Source organism: Microcoleus vaginatus HSN003, assembly GCF_022701255.1.
Classification (GTDB): domain Bacteria; phylum Cyanobacteriota; class Cyanobacteriia; order Cyanobacteriales; family Microcoleaceae; genus Microcoleus; species Microcoleus vaginatus_B.
Genome location: NZ_CP031705.1, coordinates 1565588 through 1587645 on the forward strand (window position 1 = coordinate 1565588; position 22058 = coordinate 1587645).

Here is a 22058-nt window from a genome sequence, read left to right on the forward strand (position 1 = left end):
CGAATCACCCTACTTAATCTTTTGTTACATACTGGTGGCGAATTTTCCCACCGACTTACTAAGTTCTCGTGCAAGCTACAATTGCAGACTCCGGCGCGATCGCACTCCATCTGCACCCGCTACCACTAAAACCCCGCAAATCGCGCCCGCAGTGCGACAGAATCGGGATTTGCGGGTTCGCGCAGTACGATCTGGCGCTTCGCCATTTTAGATTTTAGATTTTAGATTTTAGATTGGCCATGACTGATGACTATCGGCGTAATGTAAAAATCAAAGCATAACCCTTTTATTTGCCACTTTCCTCATGCCTTTGCCGCGCCTGTTAACCTTAATTGCTGCTTTCTGCCTCGCCCTGGGGCTGATTATTGGGCTGGTGAGTTCCTTAACAGGGCTTTACAGTCAAGTTGCGTGGTCTGCTTCTCCGCTGCTGGCTAATTTGCTGATTTTCTTGATAATTGTACTTTTGGGAACCCTAATTTTTGCGCTGGTTTACTATTTTAGGCTGCTGCAACGCCCTCAGAAAGTTAAGGGAAAACGGCCGATTACTCCGAAGGTTCCTGTGGTTAAAAGTGAAGCAGCTTCGGAAAATCTCAAAGCAATTCGGCAACAAGTCGATCGCATTCAAGATGAAGTAGCGCGGCAAGCTTTGCTGTTGAGAGCTCGCGAAATTGAAGCTAGCATGGCTCGCGGCAGCGTTCGAGTGGTTGTTTTCGGTACCGGTTCTGCGGGCAAAACTTCCGCTGTGAATGCGTTGGTGGGGCGGATGGCGGGACAGGTGGGCGCGCCGATGGGAACTACCGAAGTTGGCGAAACTTACACTCTGAAATTGAAAGGAATCGATCGAGAATTAGCAATTACTGATACCCCAGGTATCTTGGAAGCGGGAGTAGCGGGGACTTACAGAGAAGAATTGGCGAGGCAGTTGGCGGCGAGGGCAGATTTGATCTTATTTGTTTTGGACGGTGATTTGCGAAAATCAGAGTACGAACCGCTGCGGACTTTGGCGGAAATTGGCAAAAGGTCGATCGTGGTTTTTAATAAAGTTGACCTTTATCCCGACACCGACAGAGATGAAATTCTCGCTCAACTGCGGCAGCGAGTCAAAGGTTTTGTATCAGCAATGGATGTAGTCGCGATTAGCGCCAATCCGCAAAAAGTTGTACTAGAAGATGGCACAATTTTTCAGCCAGACCCGGATATTATGCCATTAATTCGGCGGGTGGCTGCGATTTTGCGAGCTGAAGGCGAAGACTTAATTGCGGACAATATTTTGCTGCAATCTCAGCACTTGGGAGACCAAGCGCGCAAGTTAATTGATGCTCAAAGAAGGCGGCAAGCTGATAAGGCAGTAGAGCGATTTCAGTGGATCGGAGCCGGAGTAATTGCCGTAACGCCTTTGCCAGTTGTGGATTTGTTAGCGACAGCAGCAGTTAACGCTCAAATGGTGGTAGAAATTGCCAAGATTTACGGCTGCGAATTAAATATCGATCGCGCGAAAGAATTGGCATTGTCTCTAGCAAAAACCCTAGCAAGTTTGGGAATAGTTGAAGGCGTAATTCAAGTAGTGTCAAGGGCGCTGCAGTTAAGCGTAGCCGGGTTTGTACTGGGCAAAGCAATTCAAGCAGTCAGTGCCGCTTATTTAACCAGAATTGCTGGTAAAAGTTTTATTGAATATTTTCGCCATGACCAAGATTGGGGCGATGGCGGCATCGCCGAAGTCGTACAAAGGCAGTTTCAGTTAAATAGGAAAGACGAGTTTGTCAAAGCATTTGTCAAAGATGCGATCGCCCGCGTTGTCGAACCTCTGAATATTTATCAGCAGGAATCGGAACCAGAATTAGAAATGTCAGCCGAATTGGAATCAGAAATAGAACCAGAACCCTTGTATCAGCCGCCGCAAGACGACGATTGGGAAACTTACAACAACAAACGAAAGGATGACTGGTAATTGGGCATTGGGAATTGGGCAAACAGGGAATTGAGAATTGGGTAATTACGATCGTTCAATGAGATGTTCCCTGAGTATGCTTTGTTGAATTTTATTAAGAAATTTTACAAAAATTTTACACCTGGGGGAGACTCCGGGGGGATCAAGTCAAACCGAGCGATCGGATGCAACACAATTTTGATAAAATTGAAGATTCACAACAAAATTTGCTATTGTGCGTCCGGGTAAAAACAATGAGCGATCGACCAATTATTCTCGGTATTGTCGGAGATAGCGCAGCGGGCAAAACCACCCTCACGCGGGGAATTGCCCAAGTATTGGGGCCAGAAAATGTCACGGTGATTTGCACTGACGACTATCACCGCTACGACAGAAAGCAGCGGGCCGAAATCGGAATCACAGCATTGCATCCCGACTGCAATTACCTCGACATCATGCAGCAGCACCTCAGCCTGCTTCGTACCGGACAAGCAATTCTCAAACCCATCTACAACCACACGACAGGTACATTCGACCCACCAGAATACATCAAGCCCAGCAAATTTGTCATAGTTGAAGGTTTGTTGGGTTACGCAACCCGAACAATCCGCGATTCTTACGACGTAAAAGTGTATCTTGCTCCTCCAGAAGAGTTGCGAACTCAGTGGAAAGTTAAGCGCGATATTATGAAGCGCGGCTATACTGAAGAACAGGTGCTTGCAGAAATAAAAAAACGGGAACCGGACTCGGAAGACTTCATTCGTCCTCAGCGCAAATCGGCCGACGTTGTAGTTAGTTTTTACCCGCCAGAAGCGGACAATGAATCGAATTTGAGCGTCCGTTTAGTGCTCAGACCGACAATTCCTCACCCTGATTTTACTGAGATTTTAGGTCGAGGCAGCGAGAGTTTTAAACCTGCAATTCGCTTGGGACTCGATCGGGATATGGGCAAACCTGTTGACGTTTTGGAAGTAGACTCCCACGCTACCAGCGATCAAGTAAACGAACTGGAAATGCTCTTGTGCAGCGAGTTGCCACACCTGCGGGGATTTTGCACCGCCCAAGGCAACCCGGAAATTGGCAAACTGATCGGCACAACTGGCGAAGTTTTGCAAAGTTACCCGCTAGCTTTGACGCAGTTGCTAGTGGCATATCACATGATGAAAGCAATTCATGTGTATTAGTTAGTTGTTAGTTGTTAGTTGTTATTTTTTAATGGTTATTAGGTTTTTGGTCATTAGCTTCAATTACTATTACCAATTAGAATTAGTAACAAATAACAACTAACCCATGACTAAGGGTTCATAATTTGAGAATCTGCAATTTTCCAGATGCCATCCCCATATTCTAAGGTATAGCGAACTAGCTTAGTATTAAAACTGCTAGTCTCGACTCTGCCATTTCGGTACACTGTGGCATCTTCGGTGACTCTGACTTCAATAGTGGCTTTGTTTCCAGATGCTGCAAAGCGTTCGACGGATTCAACTTTTTGGACACCGTATCGGTACTGAGAATTGGTGTTTCTCAGATTGTCCATCGCTTTGACTGTATCGGTATACAAAATACCTGTAGTCATTTTAGCCAGCAATTGGCGATCGAATGGAGTACCAAATATTTGCTGCTTTGCCTCCAGCCACTTGCCAATTAAATCCGAAGCTTGTCCGAGAGTAATATTCGGAGCTTCACTAATATAATTTTCGCAGTAATTTGTTGCTAGCCGTTGTCTGCTACAAGTAATATTTTCCGCTTTCGCGGGCGGAGTCAACCAGAAAGGAGTTAAGATAGCGAGTAGGATTATCGGTTTCATATCTAAATTCCTCAATCATCCTAAATTGACTTTGTTTAGCCAAAATATAAGTGAGAATTATTAGGAAATAATCTCAACCTATCATTAGTTGGTCAGTAATTGGCTCTACATCATGTACTGGGGGAATTTCGGAATTTTAATTGTATTATTTTTGTCACAATTGAGAATAAATCCTCGGTGCTCGCAAAGTCGGGTAAGCCGTGGCTAATTGTTGAATTGGCGTGGAGACTGGCAATTGACTTTGAGGTGCGGGCACCATTTCGCCTCGGAAGTCCAGGAGGGTGACGAGCAGCAGGTAGGCAACTGCTAAAATTATAGAAATCACCCCAGTGATAATAGCAATAATTTTTGAACGATCCATATTCAGAGAAATTTAAGTTCACGTAAGATTAGTTTAACATTAAAAACAGCAATTATTACTGAACGTATGCCATAGAATATAATCAGGTGCTAGTTATTTATCTGACAAAAATGGAACCTCTTGTAGATGCGCCAAATCCCACCGAGATGCACGGAGCTACCCCTGTGGTGGAAACATTTAATCTGGGGAAGTTCTACCGTACCGGCTTCTGGATGAATGAAAAAATTGAATCGCTCAAAAATTGCACTCTGACTGTCTGTGAGGGCGAAACTTTCGGGTTGTTAGGGCAAAATGGAGCGGGGAAAACTACGCTGCTGAAAACTTTGCTGGGTATAGTGCGCCCCACTTCTGGGCGGGCGCTGCTGTTGGGGAGGCCTTTGGGCGATCGCACTGTGAAGCAGCGAGTCGGCTATTTGCCAGAAAATCCCTATTTTTACGATTATCTCACCGGCTGGGAATTCTTGCAATTTGCGGCAGGGTTATTTCAAATTCCCCCGTCAATTCAGCGGCAGCGAATTCCGAATTTGCTAGACTTAGTTGGGCTATCTCAATCGGCGGCAATTAAAAAACAGTTGCGCCAGTATTCTAAGGGAATGCTGCAACGGATCGGCATGGCTCAAGCTTTGATTAACAATCCAGATGTGGTGTTTTTAGATGAGCCGATGTCGGGTTTAGATCCGATGGGGCGCTATCAGATGCGGGAGATAATTTTATCGCTGAAAAATCAAGGAAAAACAATTTTTTTTAATTCGCATATATTGTCTGATGTGGAGAAGATTTGCGATCGAGTGGCAATTTTGGCTAAGGGTGAATTAATCTCCATGGGTGCGATCGACGAAATTCTCGGTAATACTGAAACTTACCGGGTTGAAGGCAGGGGCGGCCACTTGAATATCCTGAAAAAATGGATACCGGATATGGAAGTTGATAATGATTTGTGGTACGGTCATTTGCAGGGCGATCCGAAGGAGTTTCTTTCTAGTCTGAGCGGTACGGGAGGGCAGCTAATTGGGATGAATTTGGCTAAGCCTACTTTGGAAGAGTTTTTTATGCAGCAACTGCAAGAAAGAGGAATTTATTCTAGTAGTTGAAGTCAATACATCTGATTTCTTGTGGGGTGGGCATCTTGCCCGCCCTGACTATAGAAACGGGCAAGATGCCCGTTCCACAGCAGATAAAGTTTATTTTGGGGTGGGCATCTTGCTCGCCCAAACTAATAAGAAAACGGGCAAGATGCCCGTTCCACAGCAGAGCAAGTTTCTTGTGGGGTGGGCATCTTGCCCGCCCAAACTAATAAGAAAACGGGCAAGATGCCCGTTCCACAGCAGATAAAGTTTCTTGTGGGGTGGGCATCTTGCCCGCCCAAACTAATAAGAAAACGGGCAAGATGCCCGTTCCACAGCAGATAAAGTTTCTTGTGGGGTGGGCATCTTGCCCGCCCAAACTAAGAATAAGAAAACGGGCAAGATGCCCGTTCCACAGCGCATCAAGTTTATTGTGGGGTGGGCATCTTGCCCGCCCCTGAAAGGCTAAGGTTTTTAACCTCTGTTAACAATGGCAACTCTATATTTCCACACACCAACTCTGCACAATTCCACTGCCGCAAATACTCACAAACTTCAGAAATAATCGCATTTGCTGCCTCTAAATCTCCTGCTTGATAAGCATGATAGTGCGCTCTGATTAGGGGCTTAATATCCTCGATTTCTTGCCATTCCAATTTAGGTTTGAGGGGAATGCTGATATAATAGTGATAGGCTTGGCTGTGGGCGGTACGGAGATTTTCAGCGTTTTGAATTAGCAGGTACTCGCCCTTTTCTCCAACTAGCGGATGCCACTGATAGGATTTGAGGTGGCGAGCGTAATATAGCAATAGAAAGCTGCTTGGGTAGTGATGGATAATTGTACTATTCATACCCGAGAAGAAATAGAAAAATCCATCACAAATAAAGGGGCAAAATTAATATACTTTTCGCCCTATTCGCCGGATTTCTCACAAGCATGAAAATTTATGGTCAAAACTTAAAAATATTCTCCGTTCTCTCAAGACGACCTCCCATCTGCCTTCATCCCCGTTCATCCGCCTTCATCGGCGGTGGAAAAAAGTGCGATCGCCCTTTATCCAAAAAGTGCGATCGCCCATTTCAATTCCTAGCCAGAAATCACCTCACTCAAAAGATGAGCCTGAGAACCCTCCAGACGCGGCCCGTGAATCTGCACCACCATAGAAGCCAAATAATTGCCCCAGCGAGCCGCTTGTACAGAACTCAAACCATTAGTAATTCCAAACAAAACACCGCCCGCAAAAGCATCTCCAGCACCGACAGTATCGATCGCCTTTACCGGAAATCCAGCGACATCCACAATCTGTTTGTTCTCCACCACCATGCAGCCTTTATCCCCATTAGTGATAAAAGCCAAATCCGAAATCTCGCTCATTTTCCGAGCGCACTCTTCCAAAGATTCCTCCTTAAAAAAGCTCCGAACCTCATCAGAATTGCAAAAAATTACATCGCAATATTCGGAAACCACCTTGTGAAAATCATCAGCAAAGCGATCGACTAAAAAGCCATCCGAAAAAGTAAAAGCCACCTTCACACCCAGACGCTTAGACTGTTCCATCGTCTCAATGCTAGCCTTTCTCGGATCGGGAGCATCCCAAAGATAGCCTTCAACATAACTATACTTGCAGTGACTCAGGCGATCGACATCAATATCAGTCGCCGCCAGAGTAGTAGAAACACCCAAATTAGTACACATCGTGCGTTCCGCATCCGGCGTAGTCAGCACAACACAAGTACCCGTGGGTTCCTGCGACGACTCAGCAGGATGCACATTAAAATCAATCCCCGCCGCCAGCAAATCTTGCCGATAAAATTCGCCGTTAGTATCCTTAGCAACCTTCCCCGAATAATACGCTTTACCGCCGCTATGAGCCAAACCAATCATCGTATTTGCCGCCGAACCCCCCGATCGCATTTGTAGCGAATTGTGCTCTAAATCGTGCAAAATCCCCCCCTGCGTTTCCGAATTCATCAGCGTCATCCCGCCGCGATCCAGCCCGTGGCCGAGTACAAATTCATCTTCTACCAATGCTAGGATGTCTACCAGGGCATTTCCCACGCCAAACACATCCACGGAGCGGGAATCTTGATTGTTTTCTGTCATCAGTAATTTTTGGTTTACACTAATTATCAACTTTATAATAAATCGACTTCAACTCAACATCTATTTTCTTTAAGTTATCTTTATCTAAATCCCCAAGCCCAAATCGATCTAATCCAAAATCCCAAATCTAAAATCCCAAATCTAAAATCGCTATGACTGATACTTGTCTCCCACCTCTGATTCAGCAAATGTTGCAGCCCGAGTTTTACCCGCACGGGGTGACAGAACCAGTGCAGCTAATTCAGACTCACGCTTCCTTTGTTTTGCTGACAGGAGATTATACTTACAAACTCAAGAAACCCGTCAATTTTGGCTTTTTGGACTATTCAACTTTGGAAAAAAGGCAGCATTTTTGCAACGAAGAATTGCTGCTGAACCAACGCACTGCTCCGAAAATTTATCTAGAAGTTTTGCCAATTATTCAAGTGGGGGATTCGTTTAAATTGGGCAGCAACTTACCTGCTATAAATTCTACTACAGAAAATGCGGTAGAATATGTGCTAAAAATGCGGGAGTTTCCTCAAGATACGCTGTTGCTTAGTTTGTTGGAACGCGGACTGTTAACAGAGCAACTTATGGCAGACTTAGGGCGCGAAGTTGCCAACTTTCACAGCAGGGCAATTAGTAATAGCTATATTCGGACATTTGGCGAAGTCAGTCAGATTCGGACTGCAATAGACAACAATTACCTGATTTCGCAAAAATATATCGGCGGGCCGCAGACTCAGACACAATATGAGGAAACTAAAAATTATACAGATGGGTTTTTTGAAAAAAATAAAGAATTATTTAACCTGCGGATTGCCAACAATAAAATTCGCGAGTGCCACGGAGATTTGCACTTGCGGAATATAGCATTCTGGCAAGATAAAATATTGCTATTCGACTGCATTGAATTTAATGAGCCTTTTCGCTTTGTTGATGTCATGTACGATGTAGCTTTTACAGTAATGGATTTGGAATCGCGGGGGCGCAGAGACTTGGGCAATGCTTTTCTCAATACTTACATCGAACAAACAGGGGATTGGGAAGGACTGCAACTGTTGCCTCTGTATTTGAGCCGTCAAGCTTATGTTAGAGCGAAAGTAACTTCGTTAATGTTAGACGATGCCGCTATTTCAACAGCGAAAAAAGCAGAGATTTCACAGACAGCAGCTCATTACTATAAACTGGCTTGGCAATACACACAACCGCCCCGGGGAAAGTTAACTTTGATGTCGGGTTTGTCGGGTTCTGGAAAGAGTACAGCGGCTCGATATTTGGCTCGCCGCACTGGGGCAATTCACATTCGATCCGATGCTGTTCGCAAACATTTAGGGGGGATTTCTTTAAATGAACGCGGCGGGCAAGATTTGTACTCCGATGAAATGACGGCACAGACTTATGGTAGATTGTTAGAGTTGGGGATAGTGCTGGCTGACCGAGGTTGGGATGTGATTTTAGATGCAAAGTTCGATCGCCAAAACAGGAGAACCGATGCGATTAATCAGGCTCAATCCCATGGCTTGCCCCTGCAAATTATTTACTGCACCGCACCAATTGAAGTATTGCGAGAACGACTGCAACAGCGCAGGGGCGATATTGCCGACGCGACTGCAGAACTATTGAGTTCGCAGCAAGCAGCTTTTGAACCTTTTACAGAATTAGAGCAAATTTCTGTACAGATTGTAGATACCGCGCAAGACTTAGAGGTACAATTAAACGTGATTTGTGGGGAGTAGTTGCAGATCGATCGCCCTTCCCAATTTGATTGTCTGCTAAGATTATCAATATCTTTCTGTGTTATTACAAAAAAAACTTGCAGCTCATGCCAAAATTTACCGGAGACTCCAAGGGGTTTAGCCCCGCGCTGATATGGTTTGTGTTTTTTACCGTTGGGTTTCGCTTAGTAGGATGTACGCTGCCGGTGAGTCTCGGCCTTGGTGTCATCGGCGGCGTGGCAGCAGGTTTAATTGTCGCTTGGTGGCACAACGAACTACTACTAAACCCGAATATGCGTTCCAAGGATAAAAGCTCGGATGCTATCGTCAATAAAGAAGTAGTGGAAACAGAGAACAAATTCTATAGCAAAACCTCTAGGCGTGACGCTGCTACATTGTTCGACTGGTTGTCGGGGCCAGAGGATCGTCGCTAGCACAGAAAATAGTTTTTAGTAGGGAGTTTTAAACTTTAAGTTAAAGAGTTCATAATTCAAAACTCAATACTAAAAATCAACAACTCCCGCCACCTAAATTACTAATTACAGATTAGCGAGTAACGAGAGTCTATTAAAATTACCCATTACCGCTAACTAGCAATTTAAATTACTGGCTGAATGTTTGTATTTCTATCGAAACTCTTGCCGCTGTTTATTTATCCTTTGGGGTTGAGTTGCCTGTTAATGATGGCGGCTTTAATCACACTTTGGAAGCGTCCCAAATGGGCGGCGGCGCCAATTGCTGCGGCTCTAATTATTTTACTGCTGGGAAGTAGCGGTTGGGTTTCAAAATCGTTAGTTCGATCGCTCGAATGGCAAAACTTGCCAACGGCCGAACTCCCCCAAGCTGAAGCGATAATCGTCTTGGGCGGCGGTGTCAAAGCAGCTTTACCTCCCCGTCCTTGGGTAGAATTAGCGGAAGCGGGCGATCGAATAATCTACGGTTCCCGACTTTACCGGCAAGGCAAAGCTTCCCTGCTAATTCTCAGCGGCGGTAGAGTAAATTGGAAAGGCGGCGGGCCTCCCGAATCGGCAGACATGGCAGAAATTGCCCAAACAATGGGTGTACCGGCATCAGCAATTCTGCAAGAGCCCGATTCACACAACACTTATCAAAATGCCGTCAACGTGCGGAAAATTTTAGATGCTAAAGGCATAAAAGGGTCGGTTTTGCTAGTGACATCGGCGATGCACATGACTCGATCGCTCTTAATTTTCAAGCGTCAAGGAATAAAAGCAATTCCAGCACCAACAGACTTCCAGATAACGCAGCAGGATATCGCAGCATCCCAAAACAATTGGCAAGCAGTCGCACTGGATTTATTGCCGGATACCTATCAGTTAAACCAGTCAACTAAAGCTTTGAAAGAATACATCGGCTTAATCGTTTATCGGCTGCGGGGATGGCTTTAACAGAATTTTAGATTTTGGATTGTGGATTTTGGATTGAAGAATTCAAGTAGTCTCAACCGTGAAGCCACTTCCAAAATCTAAAATAGATTCAGTGTGTTAGCTTAAAGTCATTACAGCAAATATTAGCCACAGTCGCCCCCAAACAATCATGCTGCCCCACGAGTTGCAAAACATTGCCCCAGAACCGACTCCCGCGGCCGAAATTTTTCAGAGACACCAAATTGTCCGCGAGTTTTACGACGAAATTAAGTACCGTCAAGAACTAGAACTTCACTGCCAGTGGTATTACGCTACAGCCAAGCAGCATCAGCAGGAATTGCAGAAAATGCAGGGAGATTGGAATATTTTAGGTTGGTTTAGCCGCGGACGCTCGAAAAATTAAGGATTAGATAAAAAAGATAGGGTAGTGCTTTTTTGTAAAGGGCGGAGAAAAATAGTATAATCGATCGACGATCGCGACAGAGGAATGATTGAATGAAACTCGATCTAAGTTGCCCGACCTGTGGATCTGATGACATTATGAAAAATGGGACAACGCGCAGAGGAAAACAAAACCATAAATGTCGAGACTGTGGAAGACAGTTTGTGGAGGATCCACAGTGGAAACCAAAAGACAAAGACATCATCGCATTGGTAAATTTATTGTTATTGGAGAAAATCCCCTTAGCCGGAATAGTCAAAACAGTAGGTGTGTCAGCAAGCTGGCTCCAAAACTATGTGAACAAATATTATCAAGCATGTAGAGCAGCAAGCAGAAGTAGTGCCAAAAGCCAAAGGGAAGCTGACGGTTCAAATGGATGAGTTGTGGTCGTTTGTGGATCATAAAGGAAACAAACAATGGGTCTGGATTGCGCTCGATGCTCAAACCAGAGAAATCATCGGATGTAATATCGGAGAGCGTTCACGGGCATCAGCCAGACAACTCTGGGATTCATTACCAGGGGTATATAAGCAGTGCGCCAAGGTGTATACAGACATGTGGGAGGCGTATGAAAAGGTAGTGCCAAGCAAAAGGCATTTTGCGGTAGGAAAGGAGACCGGATTAACGAATTATATTGAAAGGCTCAACAACACGTTAAGACAGAGAATATCAAGGTTAGTGAGAAAAACATTATCATTCTCGAAAAAGCTAGAAAATCATATCGGGGCAATCTGGAACTTCATCCACGAATATAACCAACAAGTCAGAAAAAAAATGGGGATTGCATAACAAGATCGATTTTTTTCTCTGTCCTTTACAAAAAAGGACTACCAAAGATAGTTTGTAGTAAGAACTTTCGTTCCGCCGAGCGACTAAAAGCTACAGAAAAAACTGAAGTCCTCACTACAAACTGTACAACAGCTATATGACTCCCGCCCAAAAACGGATACTTGCTTTCCGACAGAAGTCGTGATCAGCGAAAAATTTTAGACTCTAGTTCAAACTCCCAGATTCATCTGTGGAGTAAATCTAAAATCTAAAATCTAAAATCTAAAATCGACTGACCGGATTGGATATTGTCTTGGGGCTCCGGCTTCAACTTTTGAGACAGCTAGACTTCCGAAGATATCAATTCGACCTCATCCTCTTTCAGGTGAGCTCGAAATTTTTTGTCAAATTGTACTAGAACTGGCCAATTAGCACTGACAGGTCGGCCGTGCCATTCGTGAACGATCGCCACGACTTCTCCTTCCATACCCTTAATATCAAATGGTTGACTGCGATTTTCAGGATGGTGGTAGACAACAACAGAGTTTTTAATGCAAACGCGATCGCCAACTTTCATAAATTTAAACTTAGTGTTCTTTCTTCCAAACTCTACAAAGCGCGCAAGTGCAGAACACCTGTACGCTTTGCCGACAGTCTTTTTATCTTCCCACATAAGTAGAGCGAAAACTTAAACAAAGTTGGCGCTTCCCTGTCGGTGCTTCGATCCCCAGCCGCGATCCACGTCAGCCGAAATGCCGATCGATCCTCGGTTGAACCGGCAGGCCCGATCGAGATTTAAACCTCGATCGGGCGGATTCTCAAGGGCGTGAATTGATGCCGGCTAATCGAGAAACGATTAACTTAACTGATTTAACCAACACTCAACATCAACACCCAAGGTTTGACCCAACTCCAGCAACTGCCGGATCGAAGACAAGTCCCAGCCGGCGCCGGAACCTGCAATCCCCAAGGCAACGGCAGCGACCACACTGTCGCCCGCCGAGACATCTTGCAGTTGCAGCCAGCCCAAACACAGAGGCACAATTTGACTGTACAGAGAATTGAAATACAGTTCCTGCGATCGATCCAGACACAAACCCAAACTCAGTCGATCGCCCACCGCAATCAAACGCTCGATCGTGCGGATATCAGCTTCTAAGTTGACAGGCGAGCGAGCCTCCGCGCCCGATCCTGCTTGCAGCAGCGCGTCAAGCGATCGCCAAACCATCTTTTCCAAAATTTCCTTGACTTCGGGAACGTTCAACCGACAGCGGAGATGACCGCTTTCAGTGGCGATCGCCTCAATTTCGCCCAGCAGCGGTTCGACATCCTCGGTTTCCACTTCTAGGGCCTTGGCCGCCGTCAAACAGCGGTGTCCCAAAGCCACCTCAGCAGCCACCTGCAACTCTACCGGCACCTGCAACTCGTCTCGGTGGAACGCCATCATCACCCCGTAATTTTCGCGGTAAACCTGAGTGTAAAGCTGATCCAACCGAGTCAAATTTTCCTGACTCAGCAACTGCACGATCCGGTGGCGTTCCTCCGCAAATAAATCCCGCAAGCTAAAGGACTGATCCCCAAACAGCCGCACCATTTCCAGAATCGCGTGGGACGCCGAAGCTTCTTGCATAACTCCAAACAACCGCTCTTTGAGCATAGTGTAAGACCGGCGGCTGCCAAAAGGCTGAATGCAGCAGTGGAAGTCCCAGCCGCCGAGGTGCAACGCAGCAAACACAAAAATCTCTGTTTCCCGCGTAATTTCCGAGGTTAACTGCAATTGACCCACAGCCAGAGTCATCGAGCCCATGCGCTGAATTTGGAAATCTTGCTGCTCGGCCTGATAGCAGTAAACTCGCTCTTCGCGGGGAAATTTGGCAAACAGAGAACTGATTGCGTAGTGGGCGGCCACTTGTTTGAGACTAATTTGGGCTGTCACCACCAGTTGGCGGTAAACTTCTGCCCCTGTTTTAAAACACTCAACGTTGCTGGGTACGAGGGCTAGTCGAGCGACAAAATCCTTTTCTAGCTGGATGCCGGTAACTTCCCCCGCCAATTCCAGCGCCCGGGCCGCGTAGCGCAGAATTTGCACGCCTTCTGGCCGCGAGATTTCTTCAAAAAACCAGCCGCAGCTAGTGAACATTAACAGGGCGTGGCGCTGCATTTCCAGCAGCCGCATGGCGTCCACCTGTTCGGCGTCGTCGAGGGGGCGAACTTGATGGCGTTGGAGGAAACTGTCAACATTAGTGGACGATCGATCCCGGATAACCTCAATATATTCATCTCTGGCTTTCCAGGGATCGCTCAACAGCTTGCGCCCCGCTTCTTCGTAAATCGGAATCAGTCGATCGCGCAGCCAATTGAGAGTATCCCGCAGAGGGCGGCGCCATTTGAGGTGCCATCCGCCGCCACCACCGCAGCCGCAATCATCTTGCCAGCGATCGACCCCGTGAGAGCAACTCCAGGCCGTTACGGGTTTGAGTTCCACTTCCCAAGCGCTCGGATTTTGACTTAAATAATGAGCAAAATTCGTCACCGTCCAGCCTCGGCGGGGAAACTCTTCTGTGAAGGCGTAGGCGAGGCATTTTTCGGTACTGTTTTTGTGGTGGCCGAAAGTTTCGCCGTCCGTCGCCACGCAGATTAATTGAGCCGGGCGGTGGTCTCCCCGTACTGCTTGACCCAAGCGCCCGACCAAGTGGTGGCTGCTGCTGAGAACGTCATTGAAGCCCATATCTCGCGAGATCGGGCCATCGTAGAAAAAGATATCGATGTAGGGAGTGTTGGCAGTTGGGGCAGCAGAATTTTGGGAGTGCTGGCGGCCAAAATGGTGAGCGCTCAGTGGCGAGAGTTGGTCAGCCATCAACCGCATTTCTGGTTTCAAATAGCAGCGGTACGGGCGAGTCGGATCGATTTGACCACCGCCGACTTCGTGCCATTCGGAATTGTGCCCTGGTTCCCCTTCGTGGTTTTGCCCGATTAGCGGGCGGCAGCGTTCGGCTTGGGAGGGGGCTAAGACAATGAAGCGGATGCCTTCAGCGACTAAAACTTCGAGGGTGGGGTAGTCTACTGCGGTTTCGGCGAGCCACATTCCTTCGGGATCGCGATTGAATCGGGAGCGGAAATCTGCGATCCCCCACCGAATTTGGGTGTATTTGTCTCGCTCGTTAGCCAGCGGCATGATGATGTGATTGTAGACTTGCGCGATCGCGTTGCCGTGACCGTTGAGCCGCTGACAGCTTTTGCGATCGGCCTCCAGAATCCGCTGGTAGACTTCCGGGTCATAGCGTTCGAGCCAGCTCATCAGGGTGGGCCCGATGTTGAAGCTCATATACTCGTAGTTGTTGACGATCCCCGCGACTTCGCCGCGATCGTTGACTATGCGGGCAAAGGCGTTCGGGCGGTAGCACTCCTTGTCAATGCGTTCGTTCCAGTCATGGGAGGGAGAGGCGCTGGCTTGGCGTTCGATCGCGTCCAGGTAAGGGTTTTCCCGGGGTGGCTGGTAAAAGTGACCGTGAACCGTCACGCACACCCCAGTTGCAGCAGCCACGCTGGTTTGGGTTGGAGCCGTTACGGTTGGCGAAGGCAAAGGTAGCACATCGGATTGAGTTGTAGAAATCGAAATCATGCGAGCAACTCCTCAAGTAGTTAAAGACAATAAAACCAGCCTAATTAGAAACTTAAACCTTACGCAGCAAGAGTTACAGCTAGGCATCTGTTAGGGCTAAATTTGGCTGACAAGTTTTCATACATTTGTAGTATTGGGAGCAAAGCATTCGTTCCAAGATGCCAACCGTCGATCCCTGGTTTTTCTGCCAATGCTTTGCTGTTGAAAGAGTTAAAAAAGGTAGCTTTTGCTGCTTTTTGGCACTTGCGACCCATTTCGGGTTCGTGCTTGCAGGGCTGCTCATTGAGAGTTTCATTTACCTTGCTGGATTGTAAAGTCTTATTCATTAAATAGCAACTTTTCGCCGGAAAGATTTAATTTTTGGCAATAAATCTTGGCGGTTGTGGATATCGGTTTAATGCCCGATGAATTTATAGAGTAAGAGTTTTGCCCGAGTTTCGCATCATACTTTAGGTGCTTTTTACCTAAGTTCTGGAGAAGTTAGGCCAGTTGGGTTAGGGCGGGGCAGAGTTGCTGCAAATGTACTTTCCAGAAGAGTTTTGACACTGGTGCGGAGTCAAAGGGCAACAAAAAAGCAAGACGGTAAGTGTTATGTTTTAACTCCTGAGAGGTATGTGGGGGCGGAGGCCTTGGAGGAGGAGGAGGAGAGTTTGGACGAGAAGATGCTGCATTTGACGGCGAAGTTTGAGAGGCAATTTGCCGAGAGTGCCAAGTTAGAGCCGATGATTCAGGAAAATCTGCCGAGGGTGGGTTCTGGCGGATAGTTCGTCAATTGCTGAAGATTATCATGACTTTTGGCGAGAACTTAAGGAACGTATTGTGCAATATCAAGTGCGGCCCGTACTTTCTGTTAATCGCGAATTACTGTTGCTTTACTGGCCAATTGGACGGAATATTTTAAACAGGCAACAGCAGCGAGGATGGGGAGCAAAAGTTATAGACAATTTAGCTGTTGACTTAGAAACAGCTTTTCCTGAAAGGATGTTTGCCGACGATTGAGCAGTTGGAAGCTGAGTTAGAAGCGGTGGATGTGGAAATTGAGGAGGAATGATAAAATCGGAGAGTGCGAAGTAAAGATAACTATTATGAAAAATCTTAGAGCAATCCTTCACCCTAGCTGTAACCCGTGATGTTTTGCGACCCAAGGTGCTCTCAGGTGAGATTCGGGTGAAGGATTTAGAGAACCTACCTAGAAATATCAGGAACCCGCACCATCATTTCTCCTATGCACCGTCTTTTCAAACTTGATGCCTTCAGGAGGTTTTGGAGGTTTTGGAGGTTCTGGAGGTTCTGGAGGTTTTCTAGAAGTATTAGACTCTTGCTGATCGGCTGAATTATTATTAGTCATGGAGGTTCCTTTGAGTAATAACGAATGTAATCCCAATATAACGCTAATTTACGAATACGCGGAGCAGGCATTAAAAGATTTAGATCAGAGTATCAATAGGCTTAATACAAAACTAGGTGTAGTGCTGGGATTTGATGCAGCTCTAATTCGCTTTTTTTCAAGCTTACCAGATCGTTCGCTTGCAGTAAATATTGATGCTTTGGATATTTCGTTGGAGTGTAATTTTTGTTTAGTGTTAAAAATTTTAAGTTACCTTGCTTTAATAATTTCTTTGATTTATTGTTTCTTGGGGTTTAAGCCACAAACAGCAGGGCAAATAATTTTACCAGAAGAATTAATAGAAAAATGTCTTGACATAACAGAGGAAGACTATAGACTCTCAATCCTAGAAAATTGGAATCAATCAATCAAGGAATTGGCGAAAAATAGAGACAAAACATCAGATTTGTTTAAAAGGGCTATCGGGGCACTAATATGCGCTGCTATTTTGTCAGCTATTGACGTAATTTTATCTTCTTTCCTAGTCAAGTAAACTACTAAAATAGAGAGAGGATTAATTAAGGGACATCAACCAACAAAAATAACAATTCTGCAACATCTACCTGCAATCCGTTACCACTGTTGCAGGCTATTCCCTCTGCAAACTATTCGTAGACGATGATAGCGTAGACTGGCGAGTAGCTGCGAAAGGCGGGACAGGCCCCATTAGAGCACCTCGCTTAGAATTGCAGTTAAAATCTACATCAAGAGATATCCAAGACGATAACTCCATCCGCTACCCCCTCAAGCTCAAAAACTACGACGACTTAAGAATGGATAACTTCGCCATTCCCCGAATTTTAGTTGTCGTTTTAATCCCCGAAACACCCGAAGACTGGTTAACGCAGTCCGAAACAGAACTCTGCATCAGAAACTGCGGATATTGGGGTTCGCTGCGGGGAAAGCCAAAAACACAAAACACAAACGCTGTCACCGTCGCCATCCCCAGAACCAACCAATTTACAGTCGCCGCCCTTCAGTCAATTATGGAGGGAATTAGCCAAGGAGTTCAACCATGAAAGCCACCGTAAAAGATAGCCAAACTCTCGAAACAATCGAGCTAAATCAACTGAGAAATTACTTACAAACTCACGGCTGGCATGAAGACCAACCTTTTTTAGATAATGCCACACTTTGGCACAAACCGACAGCCGATGCAGAAGAATTTGAAATATTGCTACCTAACCGGGAACACCTGGGAGATTATGCAGCCCGCATCCGCGAGGCAATCCAAACCCTAGAAAACGCAGAAAATCGCCCTCAAATTGAAATTTTAAGCGAACTACTTACCAGCATTCCCAACACGATTATTCAGGGAATTGTTATGCAAATTCACACCCCAAATACCCAAAAATTAAGTGGCGAAATTACTCTCCTCGGCCTTGTAGCTGACAAATTGCGGAAAATTCAAACTGCACTCGCAGACAAAGATTACATCCTAGCGATTAAAGCTTATCAAGAACGCTTACCGATTCTCTGTAGCGGTGACTTAATCAAAGACAACAACGCCTTCATCCTCAAAAACCCCCACAACTTAACTCTCGATGAATTGTGGTAAAACTAACAGATTTTGTCGAAATCTATATTAAACACCTTCCAAACAAATATCCAGTTCCCTAGCAAAGGCCTCTGGCGCATCCAGCATCAGCCAGTGTCCAGTATCGGGGATCGTAGTTGTCGTCAGTGTGGGACGGAGGATGTGGAGGCTGAAGGGAAAAGTGTTTGAGGAAGCAATAATGGCGTGGGCCCGTGTTCCAGGGGCTGCTAGGTAGCGATCGAGAGCATCAACTGCTTCAAAGGCAAACATCCCGCGATACATTCCACACAGGCAATCCTGTGGAGTCGCCGCCAAGCAAGCGAGAATCCGATCGCGCGTATGGGTCGTGCTTCCTGTCAGCGCCTCGTTGAAACTGGTTTCCACAGCAGCCCGCCAATCCTCCGTCTCCAGAGCCCTCTGGTAGGGGACGATGCGTGCCTCGTACATCTGTGCAGGCACCTTGGTAAAATCTCCAGGTGAGTCTGCCAGGATCAACTGCGCGATGCGGTGCGGTGCGCTGGCTGCTGTGGCGAGGGCAATACAAGCACCGAAACTGTGCCCGACGATCGCCACTCGATCGAGTCCCAGCCCATCCAGTACCGCGAAAACATCCGCTGCACAGGAGGCGGGCGCATAGTTGCCGTCCTCCGGCGGTGCGGAATCACCGTGTCCCCGCACGTCAAGGGCGATCGCGCGTCGGGTACGGGCGACACGGGCAAGCTGTGCCTCCCAAATGCTCGCAGAAACCGCCATACCGTGCACGAACACCACCGGCAGCGACTCGGACTCCCCAGCGGTGACAGGGGGGCTGGCTTCGATGATGTGAATAGTGCCGATCGGTCCTTTGATAGTTGTCGATCGCATACAATTTTCTCCTAATTGTGAATTTCCTTTTTTCACACAACCAATTTTACCTCTGTTACTCCTTGGCGCAATTCATACTGTCCTTTTACCCAAAATTGTTTAATTTTTTCACCCAAAAACGGAGCAATTTGCATCATCAATAAACGCAATAATCCATTTTTTCGCAGTTGTTCACCTTTCCACGCTTCTTGTGCTTGCAGTTGTTGGGCGCGAATAATTTCTGGTTCGCGTTCTGCCTGAATCCGCGATAATGCTAAGTCAATATCCTCGTAATTAGCCCCTGCTTTCAATAAAGGTACAAGGTGATTGGCGGCAACAATTACATCACGTAAAGCCATGTTAATTCCTTGAGCGCGAACCGGAGACATGGGATGTGCAGCATCCCCCAAAAGTATGATTCCTGGTCGATGCCAGCGCGGACAGCGACCAACCACAACAGATAATCGCATCGGAGATTCGATCGTATCGGCACAGTTGCGGAAATGTTCTGCCATCCACGCAGGCGATCGCGATGCGAAAGTTTCTGCCCAGTCTGTGTGTTTCCAGTCAGTTTGATCGTCTGCCGATAGCACCCAAGCCAGATGAAGTTTTCCTGATTCTGCCCCATGAAAGACACTGAATCCGCTACCGCCATTCAGGATGGAATAAAATACATTATCCCCCACAAACCGAGGATGAGCAGCCAGTTTAAACCACAGAACATCTATACTATTCTGCTGTTTTACTAACTCTAATTCTGCACGTTGTCGTACAACCGAGTTTCTACCATCTGTACCAATCACAAGTGCAGCAGGAATTTCTCGCCCATCTCCTAGCTTTACACCCGCAATGCGATCGTTGCTGTAGAGTAAATCTTTTACGGGAACACCTGGGATAAATTCAAACTCTGGATGCAATTGAGCTTCTGAAATTAGTGTTTCTAGCAAAGGCGGTTGCGATACCAGTGTACAAGGTTGATTTGACCCCATTGGCTCATCAACTCGAAATAGTTGTCGATCGCCCAAAATAAACTCCCAGGCATCAATTTGTCGGTGTGGAACACGTTCTAACATTGAGGATAAGCCCATTTGCTCGATCGCATCCAATCCGCTCGGCATTAACCCTTCACCGCGAAACACTCGGTAGGAATCTTTTGCCGCCTCAACCAAGGTTACGGCAATACCTCGTTTGACCAGCAGCAAGGCAAGTGCCGCACCAGTTGGCCCCGCTCCCACAATTACAACTTGCGTCATTCCCATTCCCCATTGCTTTTTAATGTATATCCCAGCTTAATTTCCATCCTAAGAGATAAAGCACGGCCCGCAACTCTTTACCCACTTTTGCTGGCAACTATTTTACTAAGTAAATTAATCTAATTCAACGTAAAATTATCTCGCTGTTATATCACCGACTTCTTTAAAAATTCGGGGCTTGGGGTGTTCTGTTTTACATTAGGAATAAAACAGCATTTGCTAAATATTGCGGTTGTCCGATGCGTCTCGATCAAACGAAGAATGTGTGGCATAGCTCGTGAAGTACAGGTATCGCAGGCTGCCTCAAAGCTCGATCGCCCGATCGCCCACCCCCAGCTTTAAGCCCACACCCAAATATCGAACCCTCCCCCTTTCTTAAACTTTGTGGCAGGCTATGATTGACGGTTGGCAGCTTTTGAGAATCTAAATGCTAAACACAAATACAATAATTTCCAGTCTGCTGTTATTTATCCCGGTTTCCATCGCCGGACACTTTCTCGGCTGGGAATCCTCCACAATCTTCATCACCTCGGCTTTAGCTATCATCCCCCTAGCCGCCTGGATGGGGACAGCCACCGAAGAAATCGCCGTCGTCCTCGGCGCCAACTTGGGGGGTTTGCTGAACGCTACCTTCGGAAATGCCACGGAACTGATTATCGGCATCGTCGCCCTCAACGCCGGACTAATAGATGTTGTCAAGGCCAGCATCACCGGTTCAATTATGAGCAACCTGCTGCTGGTGATGGGATTTGCAATGCTGCTGGGCGGCTTGCGCTACAAAGAACAAGATTTTCAGCCGACAGTCGCCCGCTTGAACGCTTCAGCGATGAACTTAGCGGTGATTGCCATTTTGGTGCCGACGGCAGTTAATGCCACCTCTATTGGCATCCCTCCCGAAACTATGCAGAACCTCTCTAGCGCTGTTGCTGTAGTCCTGATTATCGTCTACGTGCTGACGCTGCTGTTTTCGATGAAAACCCACAGTTATCTGTACGATGCAGGGGTGGCAGAAATAGGAATGCTTGAAGAATTAGCCGAAAGTAACTTAGCACCAGACAGTCCAGACCACAAAGTCAATCTGCCGCTGTGGATTGGGGTGCTGTTGGCCTGTACCCTGATGGTAGCTGTCGAGTCAGAACTGCTGGTGGGTACTCTGGAAGAAGCGACGGCGCGTTTGGGGCTGACATCATTGTTTACCGGGGTGATTTTAGTGCCGATTATTGGCAATGCGGCCGAACATACGACGGCGGTGACGGTGGCGATGAAAAATAAAATGGATTTGTCGGTTTCTGTGGCCGTGGGTTCGAGTTTGCAAATTGCTTTGTTTGTTGCCCCGGTGTTGGTTTTGGCAGGTTTTGTCTTGGGCAAACCGATGGACTTGAATTTCAACCCGTTTGAACTTGTAGCGGTTGCGGTGTCGGTGCTGATCGCCAATTCTATCAGTTCTGACGGCAACTCTAACTGGCTCGAAGGTACTTTGCTGTTGGCAGCTTATACGGTTTTGGCGCTGGCGTTCTACTTCCATCCGGTAATTGAGGGACTTGTTTAAAAGGCTTTCTTATCGGGAAGGAAGAGGGAAGAGGGAAGAGGGAAGAAGGTATTCAGCAGAAGGCGGGTTTTCCCACTTCCCTTTTCCACTCGCCCACTCGCCCACTCTCACTTCTTTCTTCGAGAGTGGTGGTTGCGATCGTACAATTGGAATCTGGCTGCTCTGGGTTATTAGTTCTGGTCTTTTTGTAAATTATCTGCTGTCATCAGGGATTTTTGACATTGATCGGCTGTGACAAAGAACAGAACCTTTGGCCTCAACCCGATCGTTAGATCGCAGTGCCACTGGTTATAGAAAAAGAGGGGA

The 22058-nt window shown here is 46.7% G+C and carries 25 protein-coding genes; 15 read left to right on the forward strand and 10 right to left on the reverse strand.

Features of this window, described 5'->3' with window-relative positions:
* The first annotated feature begins 304 nt into the window (after positions 1–304).
* Both D0A37_RS06520 and D0A37_RS06525 read left to right on the forward strand, forming a co-directional pair.
* A complete protein-coding gene (locus D0A37_RS06520) occupies positions 305–1948 on the forward strand; it encodes a YcjF family protein (RefSeq protein ID WP_242722488.1) in 1644 nt (547 codons plus the stop codon).
* 164 nt (positions 1949–2112) lie between these two features.
* Positions 2113–3111: a phosphoribulokinase gene (locus D0A37_RS06525; protein ID WP_445242491.1), complete on the forward strand. Its 999-nt coding sequence runs from the start codon at positions 2113–2115 to the stop codon at positions 3109–3111.
* A 110-nt stretch (positions 3112–3221) separates the two neighbouring features.
* On the opposite strand, the gene D0A37_RS06530 is transcribed toward D0A37_RS06525, so the two are convergent.
* A complete protein-coding gene (locus D0A37_RS06530; RefSeq protein ID WP_242722491.1) occupies positions 3222–3734 on the reverse strand; it encodes an ARC6/PARC6 family protein in 513 nt (170 codons plus the stop codon).
* A gap of 154 nt (positions 3735–3888) precedes the next feature.
* Positions 3889–4095, reverse strand: coding sequence for a hypothetical protein (locus D0A37_RS06535; RefSeq protein ID WP_242722494.1), 207 nt, complete (start codon positions 4093–4095; stop codon positions 3889–3891).
* 110 nt (positions 4096–4205) lie between these two features.
* Here D0A37_RS06535 and D0A37_RS06540 point away from each other — a divergent pair, with 110 nt between their 5' ends.
* Entirely contained in the window at positions 4206–5186 is a 981-nt protein-coding gene (locus tag D0A37_RS06540; protein WP_242722498.1) for an ABC transporter ATP-binding protein, read from the forward strand.
* 401 nt (positions 5187–5587) lie between these two features.
* Here D0A37_RS06540 and D0A37_RS06545 read toward each other — a convergent pair whose 3' ends face one another.
* Positions 5588–6010: a hypothetical protein gene (locus D0A37_RS06545; RefSeq protein WP_242722501.1), complete on the reverse strand. Its 423-nt coding sequence runs from the start codon at positions 6008–6010 to the stop codon at positions 5588–5590.
* On the opposite strand from D0A37_RS06545, the gene D0A37_RS29330 reads away from it, so the two are divergent.
* Positions 5990–6100 carry a hypothetical protein gene (locus D0A37_RS29330; RefSeq protein ID WP_445242492.1) on the forward strand — a complete coding sequence of 37 codons (111 nt, stop codon included), beginning with the start codon at positions 5990–5992 and terminating at the stop codon, positions 6098–6100. The two genes, D0A37_RS06545 and D0A37_RS29330, sit on opposite strands and share 21 nt — an antisense overlap.
* Before the next feature lie 146 nt (positions 6101–6246).
* On the opposite strand, the gene D0A37_RS06550 is transcribed toward D0A37_RS29330, so the two are convergent.
* On the reverse strand, positions 6247–7263 hold the full coding sequence (locus D0A37_RS06550) for an adenosine kinase (RefSeq protein WP_242722504.1): 1017 nt from the start codon (positions 7261–7263) through the stop codon (positions 6247–6249).
* 152 nt (positions 7264–7415) lie between these two features.
* Here D0A37_RS06550 and D0A37_RS06555 point away from each other — a divergent pair, with 152 nt between their 5' ends.
* From D0A37_RS06555 to D0A37_RS06575, 5 genes are all read left to right on the forward strand, one after another.
* Positions 7416–8984 (forward strand): bifunctional aminoglycoside phosphotransferase/ATP-binding protein, encoded by a 1569-nt coding sequence (locus tag D0A37_RS06555; RefSeq protein WP_242722507.1) that lies wholly within the window; start codon positions 7416–7418, stop codon positions 8982–8984.
* A gap of 29 nt (positions 8985–9013) precedes the next feature.
* A complete protein-coding gene (locus D0A37_RS06560; RefSeq protein WP_242722509.1) occupies positions 9014–9397 on the forward strand; it encodes a hypothetical protein in 384 nt (127 codons plus the stop codon).
* Positions 9398–9577: 180 nt separating this feature from the next.
* On the forward strand, positions 9578–10372 hold the full coding sequence (locus tag D0A37_RS06565; protein WP_242722511.1) for a YdcF family protein: 795 nt from the start codon (positions 9578–9580) through the stop codon (positions 10370–10372).
* A 148-nt stretch (positions 10373–10520) separates the two neighbouring features.
* Positions 10521–10754, forward strand: a complete 234-nt coding sequence (locus D0A37_RS06570; RefSeq protein WP_242722513.1) for a hypothetical protein — start codon at positions 10521–10523, stop codon at positions 10752–10754.
* Positions 10755–10846: 92 nt separating this feature from the next.
* A protein-coding gene (locus tag D0A37_RS06575) for an IS1 family transposase (RefSeq protein ID WP_445242493.1) occupies positions 10847–11582 on the forward strand; the annotation gives its coding sequence in 2 pieces (ribosomal slippage) (positions 10847–11110 and positions 11112–11582; 735 coding nt in all).
* Between the two features lie 322 nt (positions 11583–11904).
* On the opposite strand, the gene D0A37_RS06580 is transcribed toward D0A37_RS06575, so the two are convergent.
* The 3 genes from D0A37_RS06580 to D0A37_RS06590 all read right to left on the reverse strand — a co-directional run bounded on the left by D0A37_RS06580 (position 11905) and on the right by D0A37_RS06590 (position 15509).
* Positions 11905–12138, reverse strand: a complete 234-nt coding sequence (locus D0A37_RS06580; RefSeq protein WP_242722517.1) for a ferredoxin-thioredoxin reductase variable chain — start codon at positions 12136–12138, stop codon at positions 11905–11907.
* A 279-nt stretch (positions 12139–12417) separates the two neighbouring features.
* Positions 12418–15183, reverse strand: coding sequence for a DUF3536 domain-containing protein (locus tag D0A37_RS06585; RefSeq protein ID WP_242722519.1), 2766 nt, complete (start codon positions 15181–15183; stop codon positions 12418–12420).
* A 59-nt stretch (positions 15184–15242) separates the two neighbouring features.
* On the reverse strand, positions 15243–15509 hold the full coding sequence (locus D0A37_RS06590; protein WP_242722522.1) for a hypothetical protein: 267 nt from the start codon (positions 15507–15509) through the stop codon (positions 15243–15245).
* 213 nt (positions 15510–15722) lie between these two features.
* Here D0A37_RS06590 and D0A37_RS06595 point away from each other — a divergent pair, with 213 nt between their 5' ends.
* Together D0A37_RS06595 and D0A37_RS06600 are read left to right on the forward strand one after the other, a co-directional pair.
* Positions 15723–15947, forward strand: coding sequence for a hypothetical protein (locus tag D0A37_RS06595; RefSeq protein WP_242722526.1), 225 nt, complete (start codon positions 15723–15725; stop codon positions 15945–15947).
* 55 nt (positions 15948–16002) lie between these two features.
* The gene (locus D0A37_RS06600) at positions 16003–16182 is read left to right on the forward strand and encodes a DUF1016 N-terminal domain-containing protein (RefSeq protein WP_242722529.1); all 180 of its coding nucleotides are present in this window, start codon (positions 16003–16005) and stop codon (positions 16180–16182) included.
* 199 nt (positions 16183–16381) lie between these two features.
* On the opposite strand, the gene D0A37_RS06605 is transcribed toward D0A37_RS06600, so the two are convergent.
* Entirely contained in the window at positions 16382–16531 is a 150-nt protein-coding gene (locus D0A37_RS06605; RefSeq protein ID WP_242722532.1) for a hypothetical protein, read from the reverse strand.
* On the opposite strand from D0A37_RS06605, the gene D0A37_RS06610 reads away from it, so the two are divergent.
* From D0A37_RS06610 to D0A37_RS06620, 3 genes are all read left to right on the forward strand, one after another.
* On the forward strand, positions 16530–17063 hold the full coding sequence (locus D0A37_RS06610; RefSeq protein ID WP_242722535.1) for a Pycsar system effector family protein: 534 nt from the start codon (positions 16530–16532) through the stop codon (positions 17061–17063). The genes D0A37_RS06605 and D0A37_RS06610 overlap by 2 nt on opposite strands.
* Positions 17064–17133: 70 nt before the next feature.
* Positions 17134–17589, forward strand: a complete 456-nt coding sequence (locus D0A37_RS06615; RefSeq protein ID WP_242725400.1) for a DUF4365 domain-containing protein — start codon at positions 17134–17136, stop codon at positions 17587–17589.
* Positions 17586–18128, forward strand: a complete 543-nt coding sequence (locus tag D0A37_RS06620) for a hypothetical protein (protein WP_242722538.1) — start codon at positions 17586–17588, stop codon at positions 18126–18128. Before D0A37_RS06615 ends, D0A37_RS06620 begins: the two co-directional genes overlap by 4 nt.
* A gap of 27 nt (positions 18129–18155) precedes the next feature.
* Here the strand turns inward: D0A37_RS06620 and D0A37_RS06625 are convergent, their stop codons facing one another.
* Together D0A37_RS06625 and D0A37_RS06630 are read right to left on the reverse strand one after the other, a co-directional pair.
* Positions 18156–18971 (reverse strand): alpha/beta fold hydrolase, encoded by an 816-nt coding sequence (locus D0A37_RS06625; RefSeq protein WP_242722541.1) that lies wholly within the window; start codon positions 18969–18971, stop codon positions 18156–18158.
* Between the two features lie 32 nt (positions 18972–19003).
* The gene (locus D0A37_RS06630) at positions 19004–20203 is read right to left on the reverse strand and encodes an FAD-dependent monooxygenase (protein WP_242722544.1); all 1200 of its coding nucleotides are present in this window, start codon (positions 20201–20203) and stop codon (positions 19004–19006) included.
* Positions 20204–20630: 427 nt separating this feature from the next.
* Between D0A37_RS06630 and cax the strand changes: the two genes are divergently transcribed.
* Positions 20631–21752 carry a calcium/proton exchanger gene (cax, locus tag D0A37_RS06635; protein ID WP_242722547.1) on the forward strand — a complete coding sequence of 374 codons (1122 nt, stop codon included), beginning with the start codon at positions 20631–20633 and terminating at the stop codon, positions 21750–21752.
* Positions 21753–22058: the final 306 nt, after the last annotated feature.